Source organism: Dactylosporangium thailandense (assembly GCF_059739745.1).
Window position 1 is genome coordinate 6,395,867 of sequence record NZ_AP029195.1, and the last position, 20,573, is coordinate 6,416,439.

The 20,573-nt window shown below is 71.1% G+C and carries 18 protein-coding genes; 8 read left to right on the forward strand and 10 right to left on the reverse strand.

Annotated elements, in window-relative coordinates; translation table 11 throughout:
- Positions 1 to 3 precede the first annotated feature (3 nt).
- Positions 4 to 1,260, forward strand: a complete 1,257-nt coding sequence (locus AC6JBM_RS28105) for an alpha/beta fold hydrolase (protein ID WP_497977058.1) — start codon at positions 4 to 6, stop codon at positions 1,258 to 1,260.
- 67 nt (positions 1,261 to 1,327) lie between these two features.
- Here the strand turns inward: AC6JBM_RS28105 and AC6JBM_RS28110 are convergent, their stop codons facing one another.
- The 4 genes from AC6JBM_RS28110 to chvE all read right to left on the reverse strand — a co-directional run bounded on the left by AC6JBM_RS28110 (position 1,328) and on the right by chvE (position 6,595).
- Entirely contained in the window at positions 1,328 to 2,539 is a 1,212-nt protein-coding gene (locus AC6JBM_RS28110; RefSeq protein WP_497977059.1) for an endo-1,4-beta-xylanase, read from the reverse strand.
- Between the two features lie 118 nt (positions 2,540 to 2,657).
- On the reverse strand, positions 2,658 to 3,872 hold the full coding sequence (mmsB, locus tag AC6JBM_RS28115; RefSeq protein WP_497977060.1) for a multiple monosaccharide ABC transporter permease: 1,215 nt from the start codon (positions 3,870 to 3,872) through the stop codon (positions 2,658 to 2,660).
- Complete coding sequence (gene mmsA, locus AC6JBM_RS28120; protein ID WP_497977061.1) at positions 3,869 to 5,410, reverse strand: multiple monosaccharide ABC transporter ATP-binding protein; 1,542 nt, start codon at positions 5,408 to 5,410, stop codon at positions 3,869 to 3,871. Before mmsA ends, mmsB begins: the two co-directional genes overlap by 4 nt.
- Positions 5,411 to 5,473: 63 nt before the next feature.
- Positions 5,474 to 6,595 carry a multiple monosaccharide ABC transporter substrate-binding protein gene (chvE, locus tag AC6JBM_RS28125; protein WP_497977062.1) on the reverse strand — a complete coding sequence of 374 codons (1,122 nt, stop codon included), beginning with the start codon at positions 6,593 to 6,595 and terminating at the stop codon, positions 5,474 to 5,476.
- Between the two features lie 198 nt (positions 6,596 to 6,793).
- On the opposite strand from chvE, the gene AC6JBM_RS28130 reads away from it, so the two are divergent.
- From AC6JBM_RS28130 to AC6JBM_RS28140, 3 genes are read left to right on the forward strand one after another with little or no spacing between them, the layout of a single operon-like run.
- On the forward strand, positions 6,794 to 7,228 hold the full coding sequence (locus tag AC6JBM_RS28130) for a MarR family winged helix-turn-helix transcriptional regulator (protein ID WP_497977063.1): 435 nt from the start codon (positions 6,794 to 6,796) through the stop codon (positions 7,226 to 7,228).
- Complete coding sequence (locus AC6JBM_RS28135) at positions 7,221 to 8,147, forward strand: NADP-dependent oxidoreductase (protein ID WP_497977064.1); 927 nt, start codon at positions 7,221 to 7,223, stop codon at positions 8,145 to 8,147. The genes AC6JBM_RS28130 and AC6JBM_RS28135 overlap by 8 nt, the downstream gene beginning before the upstream one ends.
- On the forward strand, positions 8,144 to 8,770 hold the full coding sequence (locus AC6JBM_RS28140) for a hypothetical protein (protein ID WP_497977065.1): 627 nt from the start codon (positions 8,144 to 8,146) through the stop codon (positions 8,768 to 8,770). The genes AC6JBM_RS28135 and AC6JBM_RS28140 overlap by 4 nt, the downstream gene beginning before the upstream one ends.
- A 283-nt stretch (positions 8,771 to 9,053) precedes the next feature.
- Here the strand turns inward: AC6JBM_RS28140 and AC6JBM_RS28145 are convergent, their stop codons facing one another.
- Together AC6JBM_RS28145 and AC6JBM_RS28150 are read right to left on the reverse strand one after the other, a co-directional pair.
- A complete protein-coding gene (locus tag AC6JBM_RS28145; protein WP_497977066.1) occupies positions 9,054 to 9,809 on the reverse strand; it encodes a response regulator in 756 nt (251 codons plus the stop codon).
- Positions 9,806 to 10,975 (reverse strand): sensor histidine kinase, encoded by a 1,170-nt coding sequence (locus tag AC6JBM_RS28150; protein WP_497977067.1) that lies wholly within the window; start codon positions 10,973 to 10,975, stop codon positions 9,806 to 9,808. Before AC6JBM_RS28150 ends, AC6JBM_RS28145 begins: the two co-directional genes overlap by 4 nt.
- Positions 10,976 to 11,089: 114 nt before the next feature.
- Here AC6JBM_RS28150 and AC6JBM_RS28155 point away from each other — a divergent pair, with 114 nt between their 5' ends.
- From AC6JBM_RS28155 to AC6JBM_RS28165, 3 genes are all read left to right on the forward strand, one after another.
- Complete coding sequence (locus tag AC6JBM_RS28155; RefSeq protein ID WP_497977068.1) at positions 11,090 to 11,824, forward strand: ABC transporter ATP-binding protein; 735 nt, start codon at positions 11,090 to 11,092, stop codon at positions 11,822 to 11,824.
- Complete coding sequence (locus AC6JBM_RS28160; RefSeq protein ID WP_497977069.1) at positions 11,821 to 12,591, forward strand: ABC transporter permease; 771 nt, start codon at positions 11,821 to 11,823, stop codon at positions 12,589 to 12,591. The genes AC6JBM_RS28155 and AC6JBM_RS28160 overlap by 4 nt, the downstream gene beginning before the upstream one ends.
- Before the next feature lie 427 nt (positions 12,592 to 13,018).
- A complete protein-coding gene (locus AC6JBM_RS28165; RefSeq protein ID WP_497977070.1) occupies positions 13,019 to 13,750 on the forward strand; it encodes a hypothetical protein in 732 nt (243 codons plus the stop codon).
- A gap of 261 nt (positions 13,751 to 14,011) precedes the next feature.
- On the opposite strand, the gene AC6JBM_RS28170 is transcribed toward AC6JBM_RS28165, so the two are convergent.
- On the reverse strand, positions 14,012 to 15,418 hold the full coding sequence (locus tag AC6JBM_RS28170) for a pyridoxal phosphate-dependent decarboxylase family protein (protein WP_497977071.1): 1,407 nt from the start codon (positions 15,416 to 15,418) through the stop codon (positions 14,012 to 14,014).
- 146 nt (positions 15,419 to 15,564) lie between these two features.
- Between AC6JBM_RS28170 and AC6JBM_RS28175 the strand changes: the two genes are divergently transcribed.
- The gene (locus AC6JBM_RS28175) at positions 15,565 to 15,957 is read left to right on the forward strand and encodes a hemerythrin domain-containing protein (protein ID WP_497977072.1); all 393 of its coding nucleotides are present in this window, start codon (positions 15,565 to 15,567) and stop codon (positions 15,955 to 15,957) included.
- Between the two features lie 18 nt (positions 15,958 to 15,975).
- Here AC6JBM_RS28175 and AC6JBM_RS28180 read toward each other — a convergent pair whose 3' ends face one another.
- From AC6JBM_RS28180 to AC6JBM_RS28190, 3 genes are all read right to left on the reverse strand, one after another.
- On the reverse strand, positions 15,976 to 17,475 hold the full coding sequence (locus AC6JBM_RS28180; protein ID WP_497977073.1) for a sensor histidine kinase: 1,500 nt from the start codon (positions 17,473 to 17,475) through the stop codon (positions 15,976 to 15,978).
- A 47-nt stretch (positions 17,476 to 17,522) separates the two neighbouring features.
- Entirely contained in the window at positions 17,523 to 18,857 is a 1,335-nt protein-coding gene (locus AC6JBM_RS28185) for a calcium:cation antiporter family protein (protein WP_497977074.1), read from the reverse strand.
- Positions 18,858 to 18,942: 85 nt separating this feature from the next.
- A complete protein-coding gene (locus AC6JBM_RS28190; protein WP_350626489.1) occupies positions 18,943 to 20,568 on the reverse strand; it encodes an FAD-binding dehydrogenase in 1,626 nt (541 codons plus the stop codon).
- Between the last annotated feature and the right edge of the window lie 5 nt (positions 20,569 to 20,573).

A 20,573-nucleotide genomic window follows, 5' to 3' on the forward strand; every position in this document is an offset into this window, starting at 1 on the left:
TGCATGAACATCATCCGCACCGACCACGTCCTGGAGGTGCCGCTCGACCACGACGACCCCGCGGGCGAGACCATCGCCGTCTACGCCCGCGAGGTCGTCGCCCCCGGCGGCGAGGACAAGCCGTGGCTGGTGTTCCTGCAGGGCGGCCCCGGCAGCGCCTCGCCGCGCCCGCTCGGCCGCGAGTCGTGGGTGGGCCGGGCCCTCGACGACTACCGGGTGCTGCTGCTCGACCAGCGCGGCACCGGCCGCTCGGCCCGCGTCAGCCGCCACAGCGTCACGCGGCGCGGCGGGCCGCGGGCGCAGGCCGAGTACCTGTCGCACTTCCGCGCCGACAGCATCGTCCGCGACGCCGAGTGCTTCCGCCGCCACCTGCTCGGCGACGCCCGGTGGACGGTGCTCGGCCAGAGCTTCGGCGGCTTCTGCGCCGTCACCTACCTGTCGTTCGCCCCCGAAGGACTGCGCGAGGTCATCGTCACCGGCGGGCTGCCCGGCCTGCACGCGCGGGCCGAGGACGTCTACCGGCACACCTACCCGCGCGTCGCGGCGAGGAACGCGGCCCACTACGCGCGCTACCCCGGCGACGTCGAGGCCGTCCGCGCCATCGCCGAGCACCTGCGCGCCCACGACGTCCGGCTCCCCGACGGCGCCCCGCTGACCGTGGAGGCCTTCCAGACGCTGGGCGTCGCGCTGGGCTCCAGCACCGGCTCCCACGAGCTGCACTACCTGACCGAGGACGCCTTCGAGGCTCCGGGCGTGCTCTCCGACGCCTTCCTCGCCGAGGTCCACCACCGCCTGAGCTACGCGACGCGGCCGGTCTTCCCGCTGCTGCACGAGCCCATCTACGGCCAGGGCCCCGGCGCCACCGCCTGGGCCGCCCATCGCCTGCGCGCGGACTACCCCGAGTTCGACGCCCTGGCCACGGACGCCCCGGTCTACTTCACCGGCGAGATGACATATCCGTGGCAGTTCGCGAACGACCCGGCCCTGGCTCCCCTGCGCGAGGCGGCCGAGCTCCTCGCGGCCCGCGACGCCTGGCCCCGCCTCTACGACCCGCAGGCCCTGGCCCGCAACGAGATCCCGGTCGCGGCCGCGGTGTACTACGACGACATGTACGTCGACCGCGAGCTCTCCCTGGCCACCGCCGGCGCGATCCGCGGCGCCCGCGTCTGGGTCACCAACGAGCACGAGCACGACGCCCTGCGGGTCAGCTCCGGCCCGGTGCTCGACCGCCTGATCGGCATGGTCCGCGGCGAGCTCTGACCCGGCTCACAGACGCCGGGGCGGGCACCGGTCGGGCGCCCGCCCCGTCTCCTGACCCCCAGGAGGCTTAACGCCGCGGCTTCTGCGGCACCCGCGGCTGCACGAGCGGCGGACCCGCCGCGGCCAGGTCGCCCTGGACCGTGCGCAGCGACTTCTTCGGCTGGTAGTTCGCGTCCCACAGGCAGCCGGAGCCCTCCGGCGGGCTCTTGAACCAGCCCGGGATCCACGAGTGCCTGTCGGTGAAGCCCCACACCGTGAACGACAGGCAGTGGCGGTTCATGAGGCACGCCTGGAGCAGGACGTGGTAGTTGTACGCCGAGGCCTGGTCGCGGGCGTTGAGGTCGGCGCCCGCCGCGTCCAGCGCCGGGTCGGACGCATCCTTCGTCAGGCTGCGCGCGTCGGCCTCGGTGAAGGCGACGGCCAGGCCGAGGTCGGTGAACTTCTGCAGCGCGTCGGCCACGGCGAAGACGTCGTAGTTGCCGTACTGGGTGCTGAGGTGGCCCTGGCTGCCGACGCCGTCGATCGGCACGCCCCGGGCGCGCAGCCCGCGGACCATGTCGTAGACGAACCGGGTCTTGTCGCCGGGGCCGCCGTCGCCGAACGCCTCGATGTTGTAGTCGTTGTAGAACAGCAGCGCCTTCGGGTCGGCGGCGCGGGCCCAGCGGAAGGCGTCGGCGAGGTAGTCCGGGCCGAGCAGGTCGGCGAACTGCTGCTTCAGCGAGCCGGTGTTGCCGCCGAGGTGGATCGCCGCCGGGGTCTCCCACGGGTCGGAGACGGCCTCGTTGACCACGTCCCACTGCCAGATCCGGCCGCGGAAGTGGCCCACCACGTCGGTGATGTGCCGCTTGAGCAGGGCGCGCAGCTGCGGGCCGTCGATCGTGCCGTCCTGGATGCCGGTGCTGAGCCAGCCGGGGAGCTGGCTGTACCAGGCCAGGACGTGGCCGCGCACCTGCTGGTGGTTGCGCTCGGCGACGGCGACGAACGCGTCGGCCGCGGCCCAGTCGTAGGTGCCGCGGGTGGGCTCCAGGCTCTCCCACTTCATCGCGTTCTCGGCGGTGACGGTGGAGAACTGGCTGTCCACCATGGACCGGTACTGCGGGTCGGCCGCGTCGGCGTAGGCGGCCGCGTCCACGGCGGTGCCGAACGCCAGGCCGTTGCGGGCGGCGAGCCCGCGCAGGCTCTGGTCCTGCGTCGCCGGCGGGCGGGGACCGCCGGCGGACGCGGCGACGGCGCCCAGCGTGGCCGCGACCACGGCCGCCAAAAGGCCGGCCGTGGCCATTCTGCGTAATGTCATGAGGGTGGCTCCCGATTGTTTCGAAACAATTCCGGATTCGCCTTGAGACATCGACGCTATTGCCACACGAAAGGCGAGTCAACAAGCCTCCGTTATCGAAACATCATTGGCGCGACACCCGCTTGCTGATGATGTCGAAGGCGACCGCGGCGATCAGCACGAGGCCCTTGATGGCCTGCTGCCAGGCCGCGTCGACGCCGAGGATCGACAGGCCCATGTTCAGCACGCCCATGATGAGCGCGCCGATCACGGCCCCGGTGACCTTGCCGATGCCGCCGGTCACGGCCGTGCCGCCGATGAACGCGGCGGCGATGGCGTCCAGTTCGTAGTTCGTGCCGGCGCCCGCGACACCGGCCCCGGCGCGCGAGGTGGTGACGACCGCGGCGACACCGGCCAGAATGCCCATGTTGACGAAGATGAGGAAAGTTACACGCTTCGTCTTCACGCCCGAAAGTTTCGCCGCGGCGAGATTTCCGCCCATCGCGTAGATGTGCCGGCCGAATACCGTGTTGCCCATGATGTACGTGTACAGAATGACGAGCGCGCCGACGATGACGAGCACGTTGGGGGTGCCGTCGGTGCTCTCGGCGAGCAGGTAGGTGATGTAGCCGATGAGGGCCGTGAACACCACGAGCTTGCCGATGAACGCGGCCTGCGGCTCGAGGCGCAGGTCGTAGCGGATCAGCTCGCGGCGGGTGCGCAGCTGGAAGAAGGCCAGGCCGCCGATCGCCACGAGACCCACGAGCAGCGTCATGCCGTCGAGGTTGCCCACGAAGCCCAGCGCGTTGGGCAGCGACTTGGCCGCGATGGCGCCGAAGCCCTTGTCCTGCACCGGCACCGTCTGACTGACCGCGAGCACGGCCAGGCCCCGGAAGAGCAGCATGCCGCCCAGCGTCACGATGAAGGCGGGGATGCCGACGTACGCGATCCAGAAGCCCTGCCAGCATCCGACGACGACGCCGATGACGATGGACGCGGCCACCGCCAGGGGCCACGGCCAGCCCCAGTGGGTGATCATCAGGGCGCAGACGCCGCCGATGAAGGCCACGATGGACCCGACCGACAGGTCGATGTGCTGGGCGACGATGACCATCACCATGCCGATCGCCAGGATCAGCACGTAGGCGTTCTGCTGCACCAGTGCGGCCACGTTGTCGGGGTAGAGCAGGCGCCCGTCGGTCAGCACCTGGAACGTGATGACGATGGCGATCAGAACCGTCAGCATGCCGTACTGCCAAAGGTTCTGCCCCAGATAACCCCGCAGCGACGACGCCTCGGTCGGCTCGGTCTCCGGCGGCACGGTCTCGATTGTGCTCATCGCGACACCCCGCTCCGGTCCATCGTCATGTATCGCATCAGGCCCTCCTGGGTCGCCTCGGCGCGGTCCATCTCGCCGGTGATCCGGCCCTGGCTCATCGCGTAGATCCGGTCGCAGATCCCGAGCAGCTCCGGCAGCTCGGATGAGATGACCACGACCGCCTTGCCGGCATCGGCCAGCGCGTTGATGATTTCGTAGATCTCGTACTTCGCCCCGACGTCGATCCCGCGGGTCGGCTCGTCGAGGATGAGCACCTCCGGCTCGGTGAAGAGCCACTTGCTCAGCACGACCTTCTGCTGGTTGCCGCCGGAGAGCTTGCCGGTGAGCACGGCGACGGAGTCGGCCTTGACCCGCATCTCCCGGCGCAGCCGCTCGGCCCGGTGGACCTCCTCGGCGTTGTTGACGATGCCGAGGCGCGCGACGGCCGCGAGCTTGGCCGCGGTGATGTTGCGCTTGATGTCCTCGATGAGGTTGAGGCCGTAGCGCTTGCGGTCCTCCGTCGCGTAGGCGATCCCGTGCCCGATGGCCTCGTCGACGCTGCGCACCCGGACCTCCCGGCCGTGCAGGTAGATCCGGCCGGAGATGCCGGTGCCGTAGCTGTGGCCGAACACGCTCATCGCCAGTTCGGTCCGGCCGGCGCCCATCAGGCCCGCGATGCCCACGATCTCCCCGCCGCGCACGTTCAGCGCCGCGTTGTCCACCACGACCCGGCCGCGGTCGATCGGGTGGTGCACGGTCCAGTCCTCGATGCGCAGCACCTCCTCGCCGATGCGCGGGGCGTGCTCGGGGAACCGGTGCGCGAGGTCGCGCCCGACCATGGCCCGAATGATGGCGTCCTCGGACACCGGTTCAGCACCGTGCATGTCGAACGTGGCCACCGTGCGGCCGTCGCGGATCACGGTCGTGGTGTCGGCGATCGCGGCGATCTCGTTGAGCTTGTGGGAGATGATGATCGACGTGATCCCCTGGCCCTTGAGCTGGCGGATCAGGCCGAGCAGGTGCTCGGAGTCGGCGTCGTTGAGCGCCGCGGTCGGCTCGTCGAGGATGAGCAGCCGCACCCGCTTCGACAGCGCCTTGGCGATCTCGACCAGCTGCTGCTTGCCGACGCCGATGTCGAGGATCTTCGTGTCCGGCTGCTCGCGCAGCCCGACCCGGTCCAGCAGCTCGGCGGCGCGGCGGTTGGTCTGCGGCCAGTTGACGATGCCGCGGCGGGCCTGCTCGTTGCCGAGGAAGATGTTCTCGGCGATGGACAGGAACGGGCTGAGCGCGAGCTCCTGGTGGATGATGACGATCCCGCGGTGCTCCGAGTCGCGGACGGACTTGAAGTGGCACGGCTCGCCGTCGAAGACGATGTCGCCGTCGTAGGAGCCGTGCGCGTACACACCGCTCAAAATCTTCATCAGGGTGGACTTTCCGGCACCGTTCTCACCGCAGATCGCGTGGACCTCGCCCTCGGCGACGCTGATGGTGACGTCCCGCAGGGCCTGCACGCCGGGGAACGATTTGCTGATGCCGTGCATCTCGAGCAGTGAGGGCATGGGGCCTCCCGCGACAGTGGGCCGGGCCCGCGGCTGCGGACCCGGCCCGGTACGGCTGATCGGTTACAACCCCAGGTCCGAGGCTTTGAAGAAGCCGGAGTCGACGAGCTTCGACTTCACGTCGTCCTTCGTGACCACGACCGGCGGGAGGAGGTAGGAGGGAACGACCTTCACGCCGTTGTTGTACGTCTTGGTGTCGTTCGTCTCGACCGCGGTGCCCTTGGAGATCGCGTCGACCATCTTCGCGACCTGGTCGCCGAGGGTGCGGGTGTCCTTCCAGACCGTCATCGACTGCTTGCCGGCCAGGATGTTCTTGGTGTTGGCGAGGTCGGCGTCCTGACCGGTGAGCACCGGCCAGTCCCCGCCGGGCTTGTAGCCGTGCGAGTCCAGCGACTGCGCGATGCCCAGCGCGAGTGAGTCGTTCGGGGACAGGACGACGTCGACCTTCTTGCCGCCGGTGTAGAACGAGTTCAGGCGGTTGTCCATCTCGGCCTGCGCGCCCTCGGTCTTCCAGCCGTTGATCGAGACCGTCTTCCAGTCGTCGTTGCTGGCCAGCTTCTTGCCCGACGGGATGACCAGCTTGCCGCTGTCCACGTACTGCTTGAGCACGTCCCAGGCGCCGGCGAAGAAGAACTTGGCGTTGTTGTCGTCCGAGGAGCCCGCGAACGGCTCGAGGTTGAACGGGCCCTTGCCCGCGTCGAGGCCGAGCTTGGAGACGATGAACTGGCCCTGCAGCTGCCCGACCTTGTAGTTGTCGAAGGTCGCGTAGTAGTCGACGTTGGGGCTGGAGTTGATCAGGCGGTCGTACGCGATGACCTTGACCTTCTTGTCCGCCGCCTGCTGCAGCACCGGGGCCAGCGCCGTGCCGTCGATCGAGGCGATGACCAGGATCTTCGCCTTGTCGTTGATCATGTTCTGGAGCTGGGTGATCTGCTGGTCGACCTTGTTGTCGGCGTACTGCAGCGAGGTCTTGTAGCCGGCCTTCTTGAGCAGGTCCTCGAGGTGGGCGCCGTCGTTGTTCCAGCGCTCCAGGCTGCGGGTCGGCATGGCGATGCCGACCAGCGCCGGGCCGCTGTCGCCGCCACCCCCGGCGTTGTCGTCGGAGCGGGTCTTGCTGCACGCCGACGTCGTGGCGAGCAGGGCAGCTAGAGCGGTGGCGGCCAGGATACGGAGAGTCTTACCCATCCCTGACGCCTCCTTTCGAATCGGGAGGAGGGGGTGTGCGCGCAGGGTGCGGGGGTTTGTTATGGCCGCGAACATACCTCCCCGGACCGGTGATCAGAGGTCACAGATCGATAACACCATGGTCAACTCCGTTGCCTGGCAACATGTTTCGAAACACAATCCTTTAGCTCTAATCTAATTACTGCTAATGTACTTCCCGTGAGCGTGGATCTTCGGCAGGTCTTCGACGACCTGGTGCGGTTCGAGACCGATCTCTGGAACGGCGTCGACGCGCGCCTGCGGCAGGCCGGGGCCATCCCCCTCGGGAGCCTCAACGTGCTGCAGGTGGTGGCCCGGACGCCGGACTGCCGCGTGAACGACATCGCCGACGCGCTGTCGATCACCATCGGCGGCGCGAGCCAGGCGGTCGACCGCCTGGCGGCGCGCGAGCTGCTGGCCCGGCGGCCGAACCCGGCCGACCGCCGATCCTCCATTGTGGAGCTCACCGGCGCCGGCTCGGCCTCGCTCACGGCCGCCGAGGAGATCTTCGACGCGGAGCTGGCCGAGTGGTTCGGCGGCGCGCTGACGGGTAGCGCCCTGCGCAGCTTCGCCCGCTCGCTGTCCACCCTGCGCACCTGGAGGAAGCATGCCTGAGGCACGAGCCGTCCGATTCGACACCTTCGGCGGGCCCGAGGTGCTCTACGTGACCGCGATCCCGATGCCGTCACCCGGTCCGGGCGAGGTGGTCGTCGCCGTGCGCGCGGCCGCCATCAACCCGGGTGAGAGCGGGATTCGCAGCGGGGCGCTGGAATTCAGGTACCCCACCCGCCTCCCCTGCGGCGAGGGAAGCGACCTGGCGGGCGTGGTCACCGCGGTCGGGCCGGGGGTGACCGGCTTCGCGGTCGGCGACGAGGTGCTCGGCTTCTCCTGGACCCGCTCCAGCCACGCCACCCACACCGCCGTGCCGGTCACCCAGCTCATCCCCAAGCCCGCCGCGCTGTCGTGGGAGGTGGCCGGCTCCCTGTACGTGGTGGCCTGCACCGCCTACGCGGCCGTGCGCGCGGTCGGCGCCCGGGAGGGCGAGACGATCGCCGTGTCGGCCGCGGCCGGCGGCGTCGGCACCGTGACCGTCCAGCTGCTGCGCCACCTCGGCGCGCGGGTCCTGGCCATCGCCTCACCGTCCAACGCGGACTGGCTCGCGGCCCGCGGCGCCACCCCGGTCCCCTACGGCGACGGCCTCGCGGACCGGCTGCGCGCGGCGGCGCCCGAGGGGATCGACGCCTTCATCGACCTGTTCGGGCCGCAGTACGTCGACCTGGCGCTCGAGCTGGGCATCCCGAAGGACCGTGTCAACACCATCATCGCCTTCGAGGCCGCGGCGCGCCTGGGCGTGCGCGCGGAGGGCAGCGAGCACGCGTCCACTGTGGACGTCCTGACGTACATGGCCGGCCTCGTCGCCGACGGCACGCTGGAGATCCCGATCGCCGGCACGTACGCGCTCGACGACGTGACGAAGGCCTTCGAGGAGCTGGACCGCCGCCACACCCGCGGGAAGATAGTCTTGCTCCCGTGACCTCGGTGCTGACCCTGCCGATCGAGCGCTACCGCGTGATGGCGCACATCGACGGCGAGTTCGTGGCGCCGGGCGACGGCGGCATCGACGTGTTCGAGGCGCTGCTGCCGGTGAACCGCTTCCTCGCGGGGCCGGCGCCCTCGACGGTGCCGATCGCCTCCTGCCCGTCCTGCGGTTTCGAGGACTGGCACGACGACGCCACGATCGTGCGCGACGGCGACCTGGTGCGCTGGACCTTCCGGGACCGCGAGTTCACGTTCGCCGCCGACGCCTACGACGCCGAGGTGCGCCGCGCCGCCGAGGAGCCGTCGCTGGCGGACGAGCGGCTGATCCTCAACGACCTGGCGCTGCCGCACGGGCTGTTCGCGGCCCGTCCCCGGTCCCTGCCCAAGGACGGCCTGAGGGTTATCGAGGTTCGGCAGGGCGAGGACTATCAGATCTTCGTAACGGTGCCCGCCGACCCCGTCCAGGCCCGCGCGGTGCTGTCGGGGCCGCTCGAGCGGTGGGACGCGGAGTGGTTCTCGAACCGGGGCTGGGTCGAGGAGCCGCCGTCGTGCGCCGCGCCCACCTGGCGCCGGCACAACCTTGAGACCGCGTCTCATTTGGGGCTGACACCGCCTTGAGCGTGATGTTCAATCTTCGGCGTGTCCGATGTGGAGCGTTGGTGTCCTGTTGCTCTGTGGAGATCGCAGGCCCGTTGATCCCGCCCGTGCCGGTGCGGCCGCAGGGTGGTGGCCGGCGGCGGATGGACGAAGGCCGGACTGTGGCCCGCGCTGCACGTGGCGGTGCTGCAGCGGCTGCAGGCCCGCGGCGACCTGGACTGGTCCCGGGCGGTGATCGACTCCATCCAGCTCCGGGCTGAAAAGAGGGCGATGAGAGCGATCCCGTCGGCCACCTCGACCCAACCTACGTGATCAGCCCGCTGCGGTGGGCGAGGATCACGAGGTGTATTCGGTCGCGGACGTCCAGCTTGGTGAGTAGGTGAGCGATGTGGGTCTTGGCGGTACCGGGGGTGATGTGTAGCCGGGCGGCGATTTCCGGGTTGGAGAGGCCCTCCGCGACAAGCAATAGCACTTCACGTTCGCGGTCGGTGATCCGCTCCAGCCGGCCCGGCGCGAGCCGTGCGCGGTCCGCGGGCACTGGGCCGGTACCGTCGGGCATCGGCGTGTCGCTGTGCACCTGGCGGGTGATGGCGGCGATCGGGTCGGCGTCGATTGCTTCATGCCCGGGCAGGTGTGCGGGTGAAGCGGTGAACCGGGCGATCAGGCGGCGGGTCACGCTGGGGGCCAGGAGCGCGTCGCCGGCGGCGATGGTGCGGATCGCGGCGAGCAGGTCAGCTGGTGGAGTGTCTTTGAGGAGGAAGCCGCTGGCCCCGGCATGCAGTGCGGCGTAGACGTACTCGTCGAGGTCGAACGTGGTGAGTACCAGCACCCGTGCGATACCCGATGTGGTGATCAGCCGGGTGGCCTGGATGCCGTCGAGGTCGGGCATCCGGATGTCCATGAGCACGACCTCGGGTCGGTGCCGATGGGCCTGGTCGACGGCTTCCCGGCCGGTGCCGGCCTGAGCCACGACAGCGAGGTCGGGTGCGGTACCGATGATGCCGGAAAGGCCCGCACGGACAAGGGGTTGGTCGTCGGCGACCAGGACTCGCAGGGTCACGTCGCCGGCTCCCCGACGGCGTCGGGGGCAGGCGTCGGCAGCCGGGCCGCAACGCGGAACCCGCCACCGGGTAAGGGTGCGGCGTCGAGATGGCCGCCGTAGAGCTGGACCCGTTCGCGCATGCCGGTGAGCCCGAGACCGGTCGATGCGACGGGGCCGCCCCTGCCGTGGTCGGTCACCTCGATGACAAGCTCGTGCGGGAGGTAGTCGACAGCGACGTTCGCGGTCGTCGCGGCGGCGTGCTTGGCGACGTTGGTCAACGCCTCCTGGACGATGCGGTACGCGGACAGTTCGACCCCGGCGGGCAGTTGCCGGTGCTGGCCGGTGATAGTCAGCTCGACCCGGATGCCGGCCTGGCCGGTCCGCGTGGCCAGCTTCTCCAGGTCGGCCAGTCCGGGCGTGGGCGTCAAGTCGGCGGGGGTGTCCGGGGCGCCGTCCGCGCGCAGTACGTTGAGCAGCCGGCGCATCTCGGCGAGGGTCTGCCGGCCGGTGGTCTCGATGGCGGCCAGCGCCGCACCGGCCTCGTCCGGCCGCTCCCGCACCATCAGCCGCCCGAACCCGGCCTGTACGGTGATCACGCTCATGCTGTGCGCCACCACGTCGTGTAACTCGCGGGCGATGCGCATGCGCTCTTCCGCGGCCCCGCGCCTGGCCCGTTCCCGCTCGACCTGTGCCGTCCGGGCATGGTGGCGTACCAGCTCGTCGCCGTACCGGCGGTGCTCACCCCGGGCGTACCCGACCGTCCAGCACAGCACGAGCGCGACCGCGAACGGCAGCACGCCGCCGGCGCGCCCGGTCAGCGCGGTGGCCGCCGGGCCGGTCAGCGCGGCGACTAGCACGGGCAGCCCGGTCCGCGTCGGGTACCGGCCAGCGACCAGGTAGAGCACGTACCCCAGGGGAGCCACGGCGAGGAAGGGCAGCAGCGGCGCCAACGGAGCCAGCCAGAACCCCACCAGCGCGCAGGCAAAGCCGAGCAGCAGCCGGCGCTGCCCGATCGCTACAGGCAGGGCAACCAGAGCGGTACCACCGAACGCCAACGGCCACGGAACGATCTTGTGAGCGAACAGCACCCAAGCCACCAGGCCGTACCCGAGACCGGCGGCGACCTCGACGACGAATCTCTGGCCGGGTCGCAGCCGCTGCGACAGCGGCGGACGGGGTTGCATGCGCCCAGCCTACGAACACGGCCCGGGTGCGTCATCTGCCGCAAGGCATAGTCCGAGCGGCCCACGCCTGCGGACCGATGACGGGGGATGGCCTGGGCCGGCACGGTATTGCCCATGATTGAGGCACAGGAACTGACAAAGCGGTACGGAGCGACGGTCGCCGTCGACCGGTTGTCCTTCCAGATCCGACCTGGCCGGGTGACCGGATTCCTCGGCCCCAACGGCGCCGGCAAGTCCACCACCATCCGGATGATCCTCGGGTTGGACACCCCCACCGGCGGCCGCGCGCTGATCGGTGGCCGGCCGTACCGCAACCTGCCGTTCCCCCTGCGGGAAGTCGGTGCGCTGCTGGATGCCGGTGCGGTGCATGGCGGTTTGCGGGCCGGGCAGCACCTGGCGTGGCTGGCCGCCAGTAACCGTCTGCCGCACGCCCGGGTCGCCGCTGTCCTCGACCGTACCGGCCTGGATGCCGTGGCCGGCAAACGGATCCGCGGATTCTCCCTCGGCATGCGCCAGCGCCTCGGCATCGCCGCCGCGCTGCTCGGCGATCCGCAGATCCTGATCTTCGACGAACCGGTCAACGGCCTCGATCCGGAAGGCATCGCGTGGATCCGTGGGCTCATGCGGGCCTTGGCGGCCGAGGGCCGTACGATCCTTGTCTCCAGCCACCTGATGAGCGAGATGGCATTGACCGCCGACCACCTGCTGGTGATCGGCAAGGGTCGGCTCCTGGCCGACGCCGGCATCGACGAGTTCGTCCGTTCGGCCGGCGCGTCCACCTTGGAAGACGCGTACCTGCGGCTCACCCAGGACGCCGTGCAGTACCGCAGCACGGAGGTGAACCGGTGACCGCCGCCCTACACGCAGAGTGGATCAAGTTGCGCTCCCTGCGATCCACCTACCTCACGATGCTGTGCGCTCTTGCGCTCGGTACCGGGCTCGGCTTCCTCGACACCACCTCGGTCGCACACCACTGGACCACCATGAGCGCCCAGGACCGGGCCGCGTTCGACCCGGTTGGTAACTCGTTCACCGGCCTGGCCTTCGCCCAGCTCGCGTTTGGAGTGCTCGGCGTGCTCGCGATCAGCACCGAGTACGGCACCGGCATGATCCAGACCACGCTGGCCGCGACACCCCGCCGCGGCATCCTCTACATCGCCAAGGCCGTCGTTGTCGGCACCGTGGCCCTGGTACTCGGCGAGACGTTCGCATTCGGCACCTTCCTCCTCGGCCAGGCGGTGCTCACCACCAGCCACCTCAACGTAAGCCTGACCGATCCCAGCGTGCTGCGTGCCGTGTCCAGCGCCGGCCTCTACCTGTGGGTGGTAGCCATGGTGGGCTACGGTGTCGGAGCGCTCCTGCGACACACCGCCGCGGGTATCGCCGTCATGTTCGGGGTCATCTTCCTGGCCTGGCCGGCCGCCCGGGCCATGGAGACCTGGTCGTACCTGCCCGACAAGCTCGTCCTGAGCAACGCCGCCGACGTCCTCGGCCAGGTACACGCGCTGGCCGTCAAACCCCGCCTCCCCTCGCTCGGCCTGGCGTACCTCGATCTCCTCATCTACCTGGTGGCCGCGCTCGTCCTCGGCGCCTGGCGCACCAACCGCGACGCGTGACACAGCCCAGTTGAGCCATCCGCACCTGCCGCAATCCGCGCGCTACAGACCGTGACGGAATGTGGCGTGATCTGGCTCGTAGTCCGAAGCCGTGGCCGCGCGGCTGACCGCTGGTCAGGCTCGTCCCGGCCCATACGTACTCACTGCCCATGACGTACGACCTCGCCGTGTGGGAAGGCGACATCCAGACGAGTCGGACGCGGCCGCGACCTTCGCCGCTCTAGATGGCCGCCGAACGCGGACTCGTCTGCTTCGAGGTCCAATGGAACCAGCTCCGCCCGACCGCCGAAGCGCACCTGCCCGCCTGATGGCGGTTCCGGATAGCCGCGATCCGTGCGGCACCTCCCAGCGACGGGCGACCGGTGATGCCGAATACCGTGCACGGGTCGCGGACCGTCGCTGGCTGCCAATGGTGTAGATGTGTGCTGTGGAGATGTTGCCCGGCTATGACGATCTCGGTCCGGACGATCTGGATGGGCCGGGACGTGCGTACGACGCATCCGAACTCCTGGCTCGTCCAGGCTTCTGGCCCGCGTACCTCGGCGAGATCCTCGAACTGGATCTCGACGACGAACTGGCTGAGCTGTTCGACAACCAGCTCGATGTGATCCGGGCCGTCTATCAGCGGCTCACGGATGCCTCCGCCTGGCCGGTCTTCCCCATCGAGCTCGGCGGCGGCAGCCGAGTTGCGGTCGTCTACCGCAACTTCACCGAGGATGAGGGAGTGGACTACCTGGTAGTCCCTCCCGGCGGCGAACGCTGTATCACGATCGCCGCAGCAGAGGGGACGCTGGACGGTCCGTGTATCTCGTGGCCCGAACTGATGGGGGTCGCCGATCGCCAGTCCACACCGATCGGGCGAGCCACCGCGGTACTGCTGCTCGCACCAATCCTCGGCGCCACAGCCGCAGAGTCCAGCGAGGCCGCTACCCGGCTGGCCGAAGCACTACGGTTCGTCGGCGTGACGGGACAGGTCGACACGATCGCAGCGGCGATCGTGTCAGCCCTTCCCGCCGCCTGGAGCCGAACGGCCGAGGGGATCGTTGTATGCGAAGACGAGTACAGCACCCGCAACCCTGCCGGCCGGGCCCCGTTGAAGCCGACCGAACTGCTAACCGTCTCCGACCTTCTCGCAGGCACCCGAACTGCACATGGATAGGTTGACAACTTCACGCTACGTCGCGAGTTGCCGACAAAGATTCGGCGCACCGATCTGCCGCCGATCGGGCTCGGCGCAACGGTTGAGGCGGTCATTGCCCGGTGGCCGCCGGGGCGTCTCGGTCTGGATCTTCGCACTTGACCCGACTGCCACTCGAACATGCCACCAGCCAACCTGCGGCACCGCCAGCCACCCGGACAGCAGGCCAGGACGTTGGGTAATGGTGCGTGTCCGACCTGCGCCCAACACCCCTTCACGAGGTTAGGCCGACCTGAAGGCGGACCTGGCGACCGCGCGGCGGACGGCCTCCAGGGACTCCTCGACGTCGGCCTCGTCCGTCGACCAGTTGCTCACCGAGACGCGCAGGATCGCGCGGCCGCGCCAGGTCGAGCCCGACATCCAGGCGCGGCCGTCGTCCAGCAGGGCACGGGTCACGGCGGCGGTGCGCTCGTCGTCGCCGAACGCGGCGCACACCTGTGTGAACACGACGTCGTTGAGCACCTCGGCGCCGTCGATGGCGGCGATGCCCTCGGCCAGCCGCAGGGCGTTGCGCGCAAACCCGTCGACCATCTCCGCGACCCCGCGCCGGCCCAGCGAGCGCAGCGCCGCCCACACCGGCACCCCGCGGGCGCGCCGGGACAGCTCGGGCACCTTCTCGAACGGGTCGGCCGGGCCGCCGGGGCCCGCGGGCTCGATGAGATAGCTGGCCCGCACGCCCATCGCGGCGCGCATGGCCGAGGGGTCCGCGACGATCGAGATGCCGCAGTCGTACGGCACGTTCAGCGTCTTGTGCCCGTCCGTCGCCCACGAGTCGGCGCGCTCGAGACCGGGCACGAGGTGGCGCAGCCGGGGCGACGCGGCGGCCCACAGCCCGAAGGCGCCGTCGACGTGCACCCAGGCGCCGTGGCGGTGCGCGAGCTCGGCCGCCTCGCCGATCGGGTCGAACGATCCACTGTGGACGTTCCCGGCCTGCAGGCACACGATGGTGGGCTCGTCCCCGCCGGTGCGCAGCGCCTCGGCGAGCGCGTCCAGCCGGATGCGGCCCTGCTCGTCGGCGGCCACGGGCGTTGGGGCACCCAGGCCGAGGTACCGCAGCGCCAGATCGAGCGTGTCGTGCCGCTCCTCGCCGACCAGCACGCGGATGCGCGGCGCCCCGAACAGCCCGCCGGCGTCGAGGTCCCAGCCCCGCCGCGCGAGCACGTGGCGGCGCGCGGCGGCCAGGCCGGTGAAGTTGGCCATCGTGGCGCCGGTGACGAACCCGACGTCGGCCCCGCCGGGCAGCCCGAGCAGGTCGAGCACCCACGCGCCGGCCGCCTCCTCCAGCGCCGCGGTCGCGGGCGTCGGGTACCGCATCGCGGCGTTCTGGTCCCAGGCGCTCACGAGCCAGTCGGCCCCGAGCGCGGCCGGGAGCGTGCCGCCGATCACCCAGCCGTAGAACCGGCCGGACGGCATCGCCATGAGTCCCGGCTCGGCCGACCGCGCCAGCAGGTCCACCACCTCGCCCGGGTCGGACGGCTCCTCGGGCAGTGCCCCGCCGACGGCCGGTGCGAGCTGGTCGGCGTCGGCGCGCGGGGGCACGGACCGCGCGGCGAGCGAGGCCAGCCAGGCCCGGGCGTGCGCGTCGGCCGCGGCGAGGGCGGCGTCGTAGGCGTCCTTGTTCGCACTCATACGTCCACTGTGCGCCCCGCGATGGCCGCCGTGTCGAGGTCCACCCGCAATCCCGCGGACCGTTTAGGATGGTTCGCAGCGTCGCGGTGTACCCGGCAAACAGACCGCCGAGGGCATGGAGGCGCGGAACCCTACGAGGTCACACCTTGTCCGAGTTCACCCCGCCGCGCGTCGCGGCCCTGGGGCACCAGCTCATCGAGATCCACCAGCACCTGCGGTCCCTGCTGGACGACATCGCCCGGCTTCCCGACTTCTCCCGCGAGCTGCGCGTGCACTGCCTCGCGTTCTGCGGCGCGCTCGAGCGGCACCACACCGGCGAGGAGCGCGGCATGTTCCAGGTGCTCGCCGAGCGCCGCCCCGGCCTGCGCGCCATCCTCGCCGAGCTGCGCTACGACCACGAGCAGATCGCCGCGCTCATCCGCCGCGTCGAGGCGAACCCGACCCGGGCCGAGCTCGCCGGGCTCGCCGCGGTGATGGAGTCGCACTTCACCTTCGAGGAGAAGCGCCTGGCATCGGTACTGAACGAGCTCACCGCGTGAACCGCGAGGGCCGCCGGCCTAGGGCTGGTCCGCGGCGGCGACGACCGGCAGCGTGAAGCAGATCCGGGCGCCGCCGGTGTAGGTGGGGTCGAGCCAGATCCGGCCGCCGTGGTGCTCGACGATCCGCTTGCAGATCGCCAGGCCGATGCCGGTGCCCGGGTACACGTCGCGCGGGTGCAGCCGCTGGAAGATCACGAAGATCTTGTCCTCGAACTGCGGCTCGATGCCGATGCCGTTGTCCTGCACCGAGAACCGGTGGAACCCGTCCTCGTCCTGCCGGTCGACGACGATGCGCGGCGGGGTGTCGGGCTTGCGGAACTTGATGGCGTTGCTGATGAGGTTCTGCCAGAGCATCGCCAGCAGCGTCGGGTCGCCCTGGACGACGGGCAGGTCCTCCGGGCACTCCAGCACGGTGTCGGCGTCCAGCATGCGGGCCTCGAGATCCGAGCGCACCCGGCGCATCGTGGCGGACAGGTCGACGTCGGTGACGTTGTCGTAGACGCGGCCGACCCGGGAAAACGCGAGCAGGTCGTTGATGAGCGCCTGCATCCGGGTCGCCCCGTCGACGGCGAAGGCGATGTACTGCCGGGCGCGGTCGTCGAGCTGCTCGGCGTACCGGCGCTGCAGCATCTGGCAGAAGGACGCGATCTTGCGCAGCGGCTCCTGCAGGTCGTGGCTGGCGACGTAGGCGAACTGCTCCAGGTCGGAGTTGGATCGCCGCAGCCGCTCCTCCTGCCCGCGGCTCTCGGCCAGCGCGGTCACGATCCGCTCCCGCATCGCCTCCACGTCGTTGCCCAGCGCGGCCAGGTCCGGCGGGCCGCCGGCCGGCACGTGGTGCTCGAAGTCCCCGTCGGCGACCCGGCGCACCGACGTCTGCAGCCGCTCGAGCGGGCGCAGCACCAGCCGCTGCAGCATGAGCGCGATCGCGAACAGCCCGATGAGCAGCCCGCCGACGATGATGCCGAAGATGGTGTCGCGGCGATGGCGGGAGGTGTCCAGCGCCCGCCGCCCGGCCGCCCGGGCCTCGTCGACCCGCTGCTGCAGCACGCTCACGTCGGCCCGCAGCGCGTCGAACGCCGTCTTGCTCGACACGACCAGCGGCGACTCGGAGTTGGGGGCGGCGATGAGGGGCTCGGCGTACGCCGTGCGCCACCCGGCGGCCGCCCGCTCGATGGACTCGAGCCGCTCCAGCGCGTGCGGCTCGTCGGCGAGCAGGGTCCGCAGCCGGTCGGCGACGCGCCGCTCGGTATTGGCGCCCTCGCGGTACGGCGCGAGGAAGTCCGGCTCGCGGGCCAGGACGAACCCGCGCACGGCGGTCTCCTGGTCGACCAGGGCCGCGCCGAGCTCGACGACGGCCGTGGCGGCGGGCGAGATGCGCAGCTGCAGCCGGTCGGAGACCCGCGTGGTGTCGGCCAGCGAGGCGTACCCGGCCCACGAGCCGAGCACGATGAGCAGCGTCAGGGCGCCGATCGTCAGCGCGAAGAGGCGCTGGCTGGTGAGCCGCCGTCGATCCGTCACGGGACGCAGATTACGGCAGGCCACGGCGGGCCGCGCGACGACGGCGATCAGCCGTCGGCCGACACCGCGGCCTTGAGGCGGGTCCGCAGGCGCAGGCGGCCGCCGCCCGTCGTGGTGCAGTGCAGGTCGCCGCCGAGGTCCGAGTACCGGGTGAGCAGCCCGTCACGGAGCATCGGCACGAGGCACGCGCGCTTGCGGATCGCGGTGACGACGGCCAGGGCCAGGTACACGACGCTGAGGGCGAACAGCTCGCGGTCGTGGTACTCGCGCGGCAGCACGGCGGCGAGCACGAACTGGACCAGGAACAGCCCGAGCAGCACCAGCGCGGCCCGCAGGCTCAGCGTCAGCCCGAGCAGCAGCGCGATGGCCAGCAGCGACTGGGCCGCGGTCAGCAGCAGCTCGCCGCGCTGGGCGGGCTCGATCGGCAGCCCCGACCAGCCGCGGCTGGACACGGCGAAGACCACCGGCAGCGTGCCGACCAGCAGCGTCCACTGGTTGACCTTCGAGGACACCAGCGCGCCGAGGGCCTCGGTGGTGTGCAGGCGGTAGGCGTACAACCCGGCCACCAGCAGCTCGGGCGCCTCCGAGGCGAGCGGCGCCACCCACTGCACGAGCAGGAACTGGCTGATGCCGAGCTGCTGCCCGGTGTCGACCAGGCTCTGCGCGAACGGTTCGGCGGCCAGCAGGATGACCACGGCCGAGACCAGGAACAGGCCGATCACCGTGGCGCGGCGCGGAACCTTGGCCAGGTTGCCGACCCACGCCGAGGGCCCGATCAGCTCCGGCTCCCCGGCCGGGGCCCGCGACACCCGCCAGCTGTAGGCGACGAAGACCGCCACGAGCACGGCGGTGTCCCAGAGCGTGAGGGTCCGTTTGAAGGGCAGGATCAGGCAGTACAGCGACGCGATCGTGAGAAACGCGAGCGGGACGGCGTCGGCGCGCCCGAGGGTGATGCCGCGCTCCTTCGAGCGCCGCCACGCGATGAGCACCACGACGACCCAGCCGATGCCGACCAGGATCCGGTTGGCGCCCGTCATGTTGGCCAGCGCCAGCGAGCACGCGGGGGTGCCGTCGCCGCCGGGCGGGCGGCAGCCGGCGCCCCACTGCTGCGCCGCCTCGCCGCCCCGCCACGTGAAGACGAAGTCGACCGAATACTCCGGGAGCACCGCGATCAGGGCCAGGACCGCGACCGCCAGCCCGGCGGACACGTCGACCTGGGCCGCCTCGGCCGCCCAGGCCAGGACGAACGCGGCGCCGACGATCGCGCCGCCGAAGACGAGCGCGGCCACGGGCGCCGGCACCTCGGCGCCCGCGAGCGCGACGGCCACGCCGGGGACCGTCGCCGCGAGCGCCAGCAGGCCCGAGAGGGGCGGTCGTCGCATGCGACCCGATGCTACCGGTGCCGCGGTCAGACCGCCTGGGACGCGGCCCGGCCCGCCGTGCGACCCGATGCTACCGGCGCCGCGGTCAGACCGCCTGGGACGCGGCCCGGCCCGCCGTGCGACCCGAGAAGAGGCAGCCGCCCAGGAAGGTGCCCTCCAGCGAGTTGTAGCCGTGCATCCCGCCGCCGCCGAAGCCGGCCACCTCGCCGGCCGCGTACACACCGGGGAGGGGGGTGCCGTCGGCGCGCAGCACGCGGCCGGACAGGTCGGTCTCCAGGCCGCCGAGGGTCTTGCGGGTGAGGATGTTCAGGCGCACCGCGATGAGCGGCCCGGCCTTCGGGTCGAGCAGGCGGTGCGGGGAGGCGACGCGGATGAGTTTGTCGCCGCGGTACGAACGGGCGCCGCGCAGGGCCGTGATCTGCGCGTCCTTCGTGAACGTGTTGGTCATCTCGCGGTCGCGGGCCTCGACGGTGGCCTTGACGGCCGCGGCGTCGAGCGGCACGCCGGGCTCGAGGCGCTGCATGCCGGCGATGAGCTCGTCGAGCGTGGAGGCCACGACGAAGTCGGCGCCGTGCTGCTTGAACGCCTCGACCGGACCCGGCGCGCCCTTCTTCACCCGCTGCAGGACCTGGCGCACGCTGCGGTTGGTGAGGTCGGGGTTCTGCTCGGAGCCCGAGAGCGCGAACTCCTTCTCGATGATCTTCTGGGTGAGGATGAACCAGCTGTGGTCGTACCCCGTCGCCGTGATGTGCCGCAGGGTGCTCAGCGTGTCGAAGCCCGGGAAGCACGGGGCCGGCAGCCGCTTGCCCGTCGCGTCCAGCCACAGCGACGACGGGCCGGGCAGGATCCGGATGCCGTGGTTGGGCCAGATCGGGTCCCAGTTGCGCAGGCCCTCGGTGTAGTGCCACATCCGGTCGGGGTTGATGACGTGCCCGCCGGCCGCCTCGGTGATGCCGAGCATCCGCCCGTCGACGTGCGCGGGCACGCCCGCGACCATCCGGCTCGGCGGCGTTCCCAGCCGCGCCGGCCACGCCTTGCGCACGAGGTCGTGGTCGCCGCCGATGCCGCCCGACGTCACGATGACCGCGGACGCCGACAGCTCGAACTCGCCGACCGCGGTGCGCGAGCTCGACTGTCCACGCGCGACGGTGCTCGGCTCCAGGATCGTGCCGCGCACCACCCCGCCGGGGAGCAGCTCGTCGACGCGGTGCCGGAAGCGCAGGTCCACCTTGTCGCTCGCGCGGACCCGGCGCTCGAACGGCTCGACGACGCCCGGGCCGGTGCCCCAGGTGATGTGGAAGCGCGGGACCGAGTTCCCGTGCCCGTCGGCCGGTCCGCCGCCGCGCTCGGCCCAGCCCACGACGGGGAAGACGCGGTGCCCCATGGCCCGCAGCCAGGCGCGCTTCTCCCCGGCGGCGAAGTGCACGTAGGCCTCGGCCCAGCGCCGCGGCCACTCGTCCTCGGCCCGGTCGAACTGGGCGCTGCCGAGCCAGTCCTGCCAGGCGAGCTCGGCGGAGTCCTTGATGCCCATCCGCCGCTGCTCCGGCGAGTCCACGAAGAACAGCCCGCCGAACGACCAGAAGGCCTGCCCGCCGATGCTCTGCTCGCCCTCCTGGTCGAGCAGGATCACGCGCTTGCCCGCGTCGGCCACCTCGGCCGCCGCCACCAGCCCGGCCAGACCGGCACCGATCACGATCACATCCGCATCCACCCGAC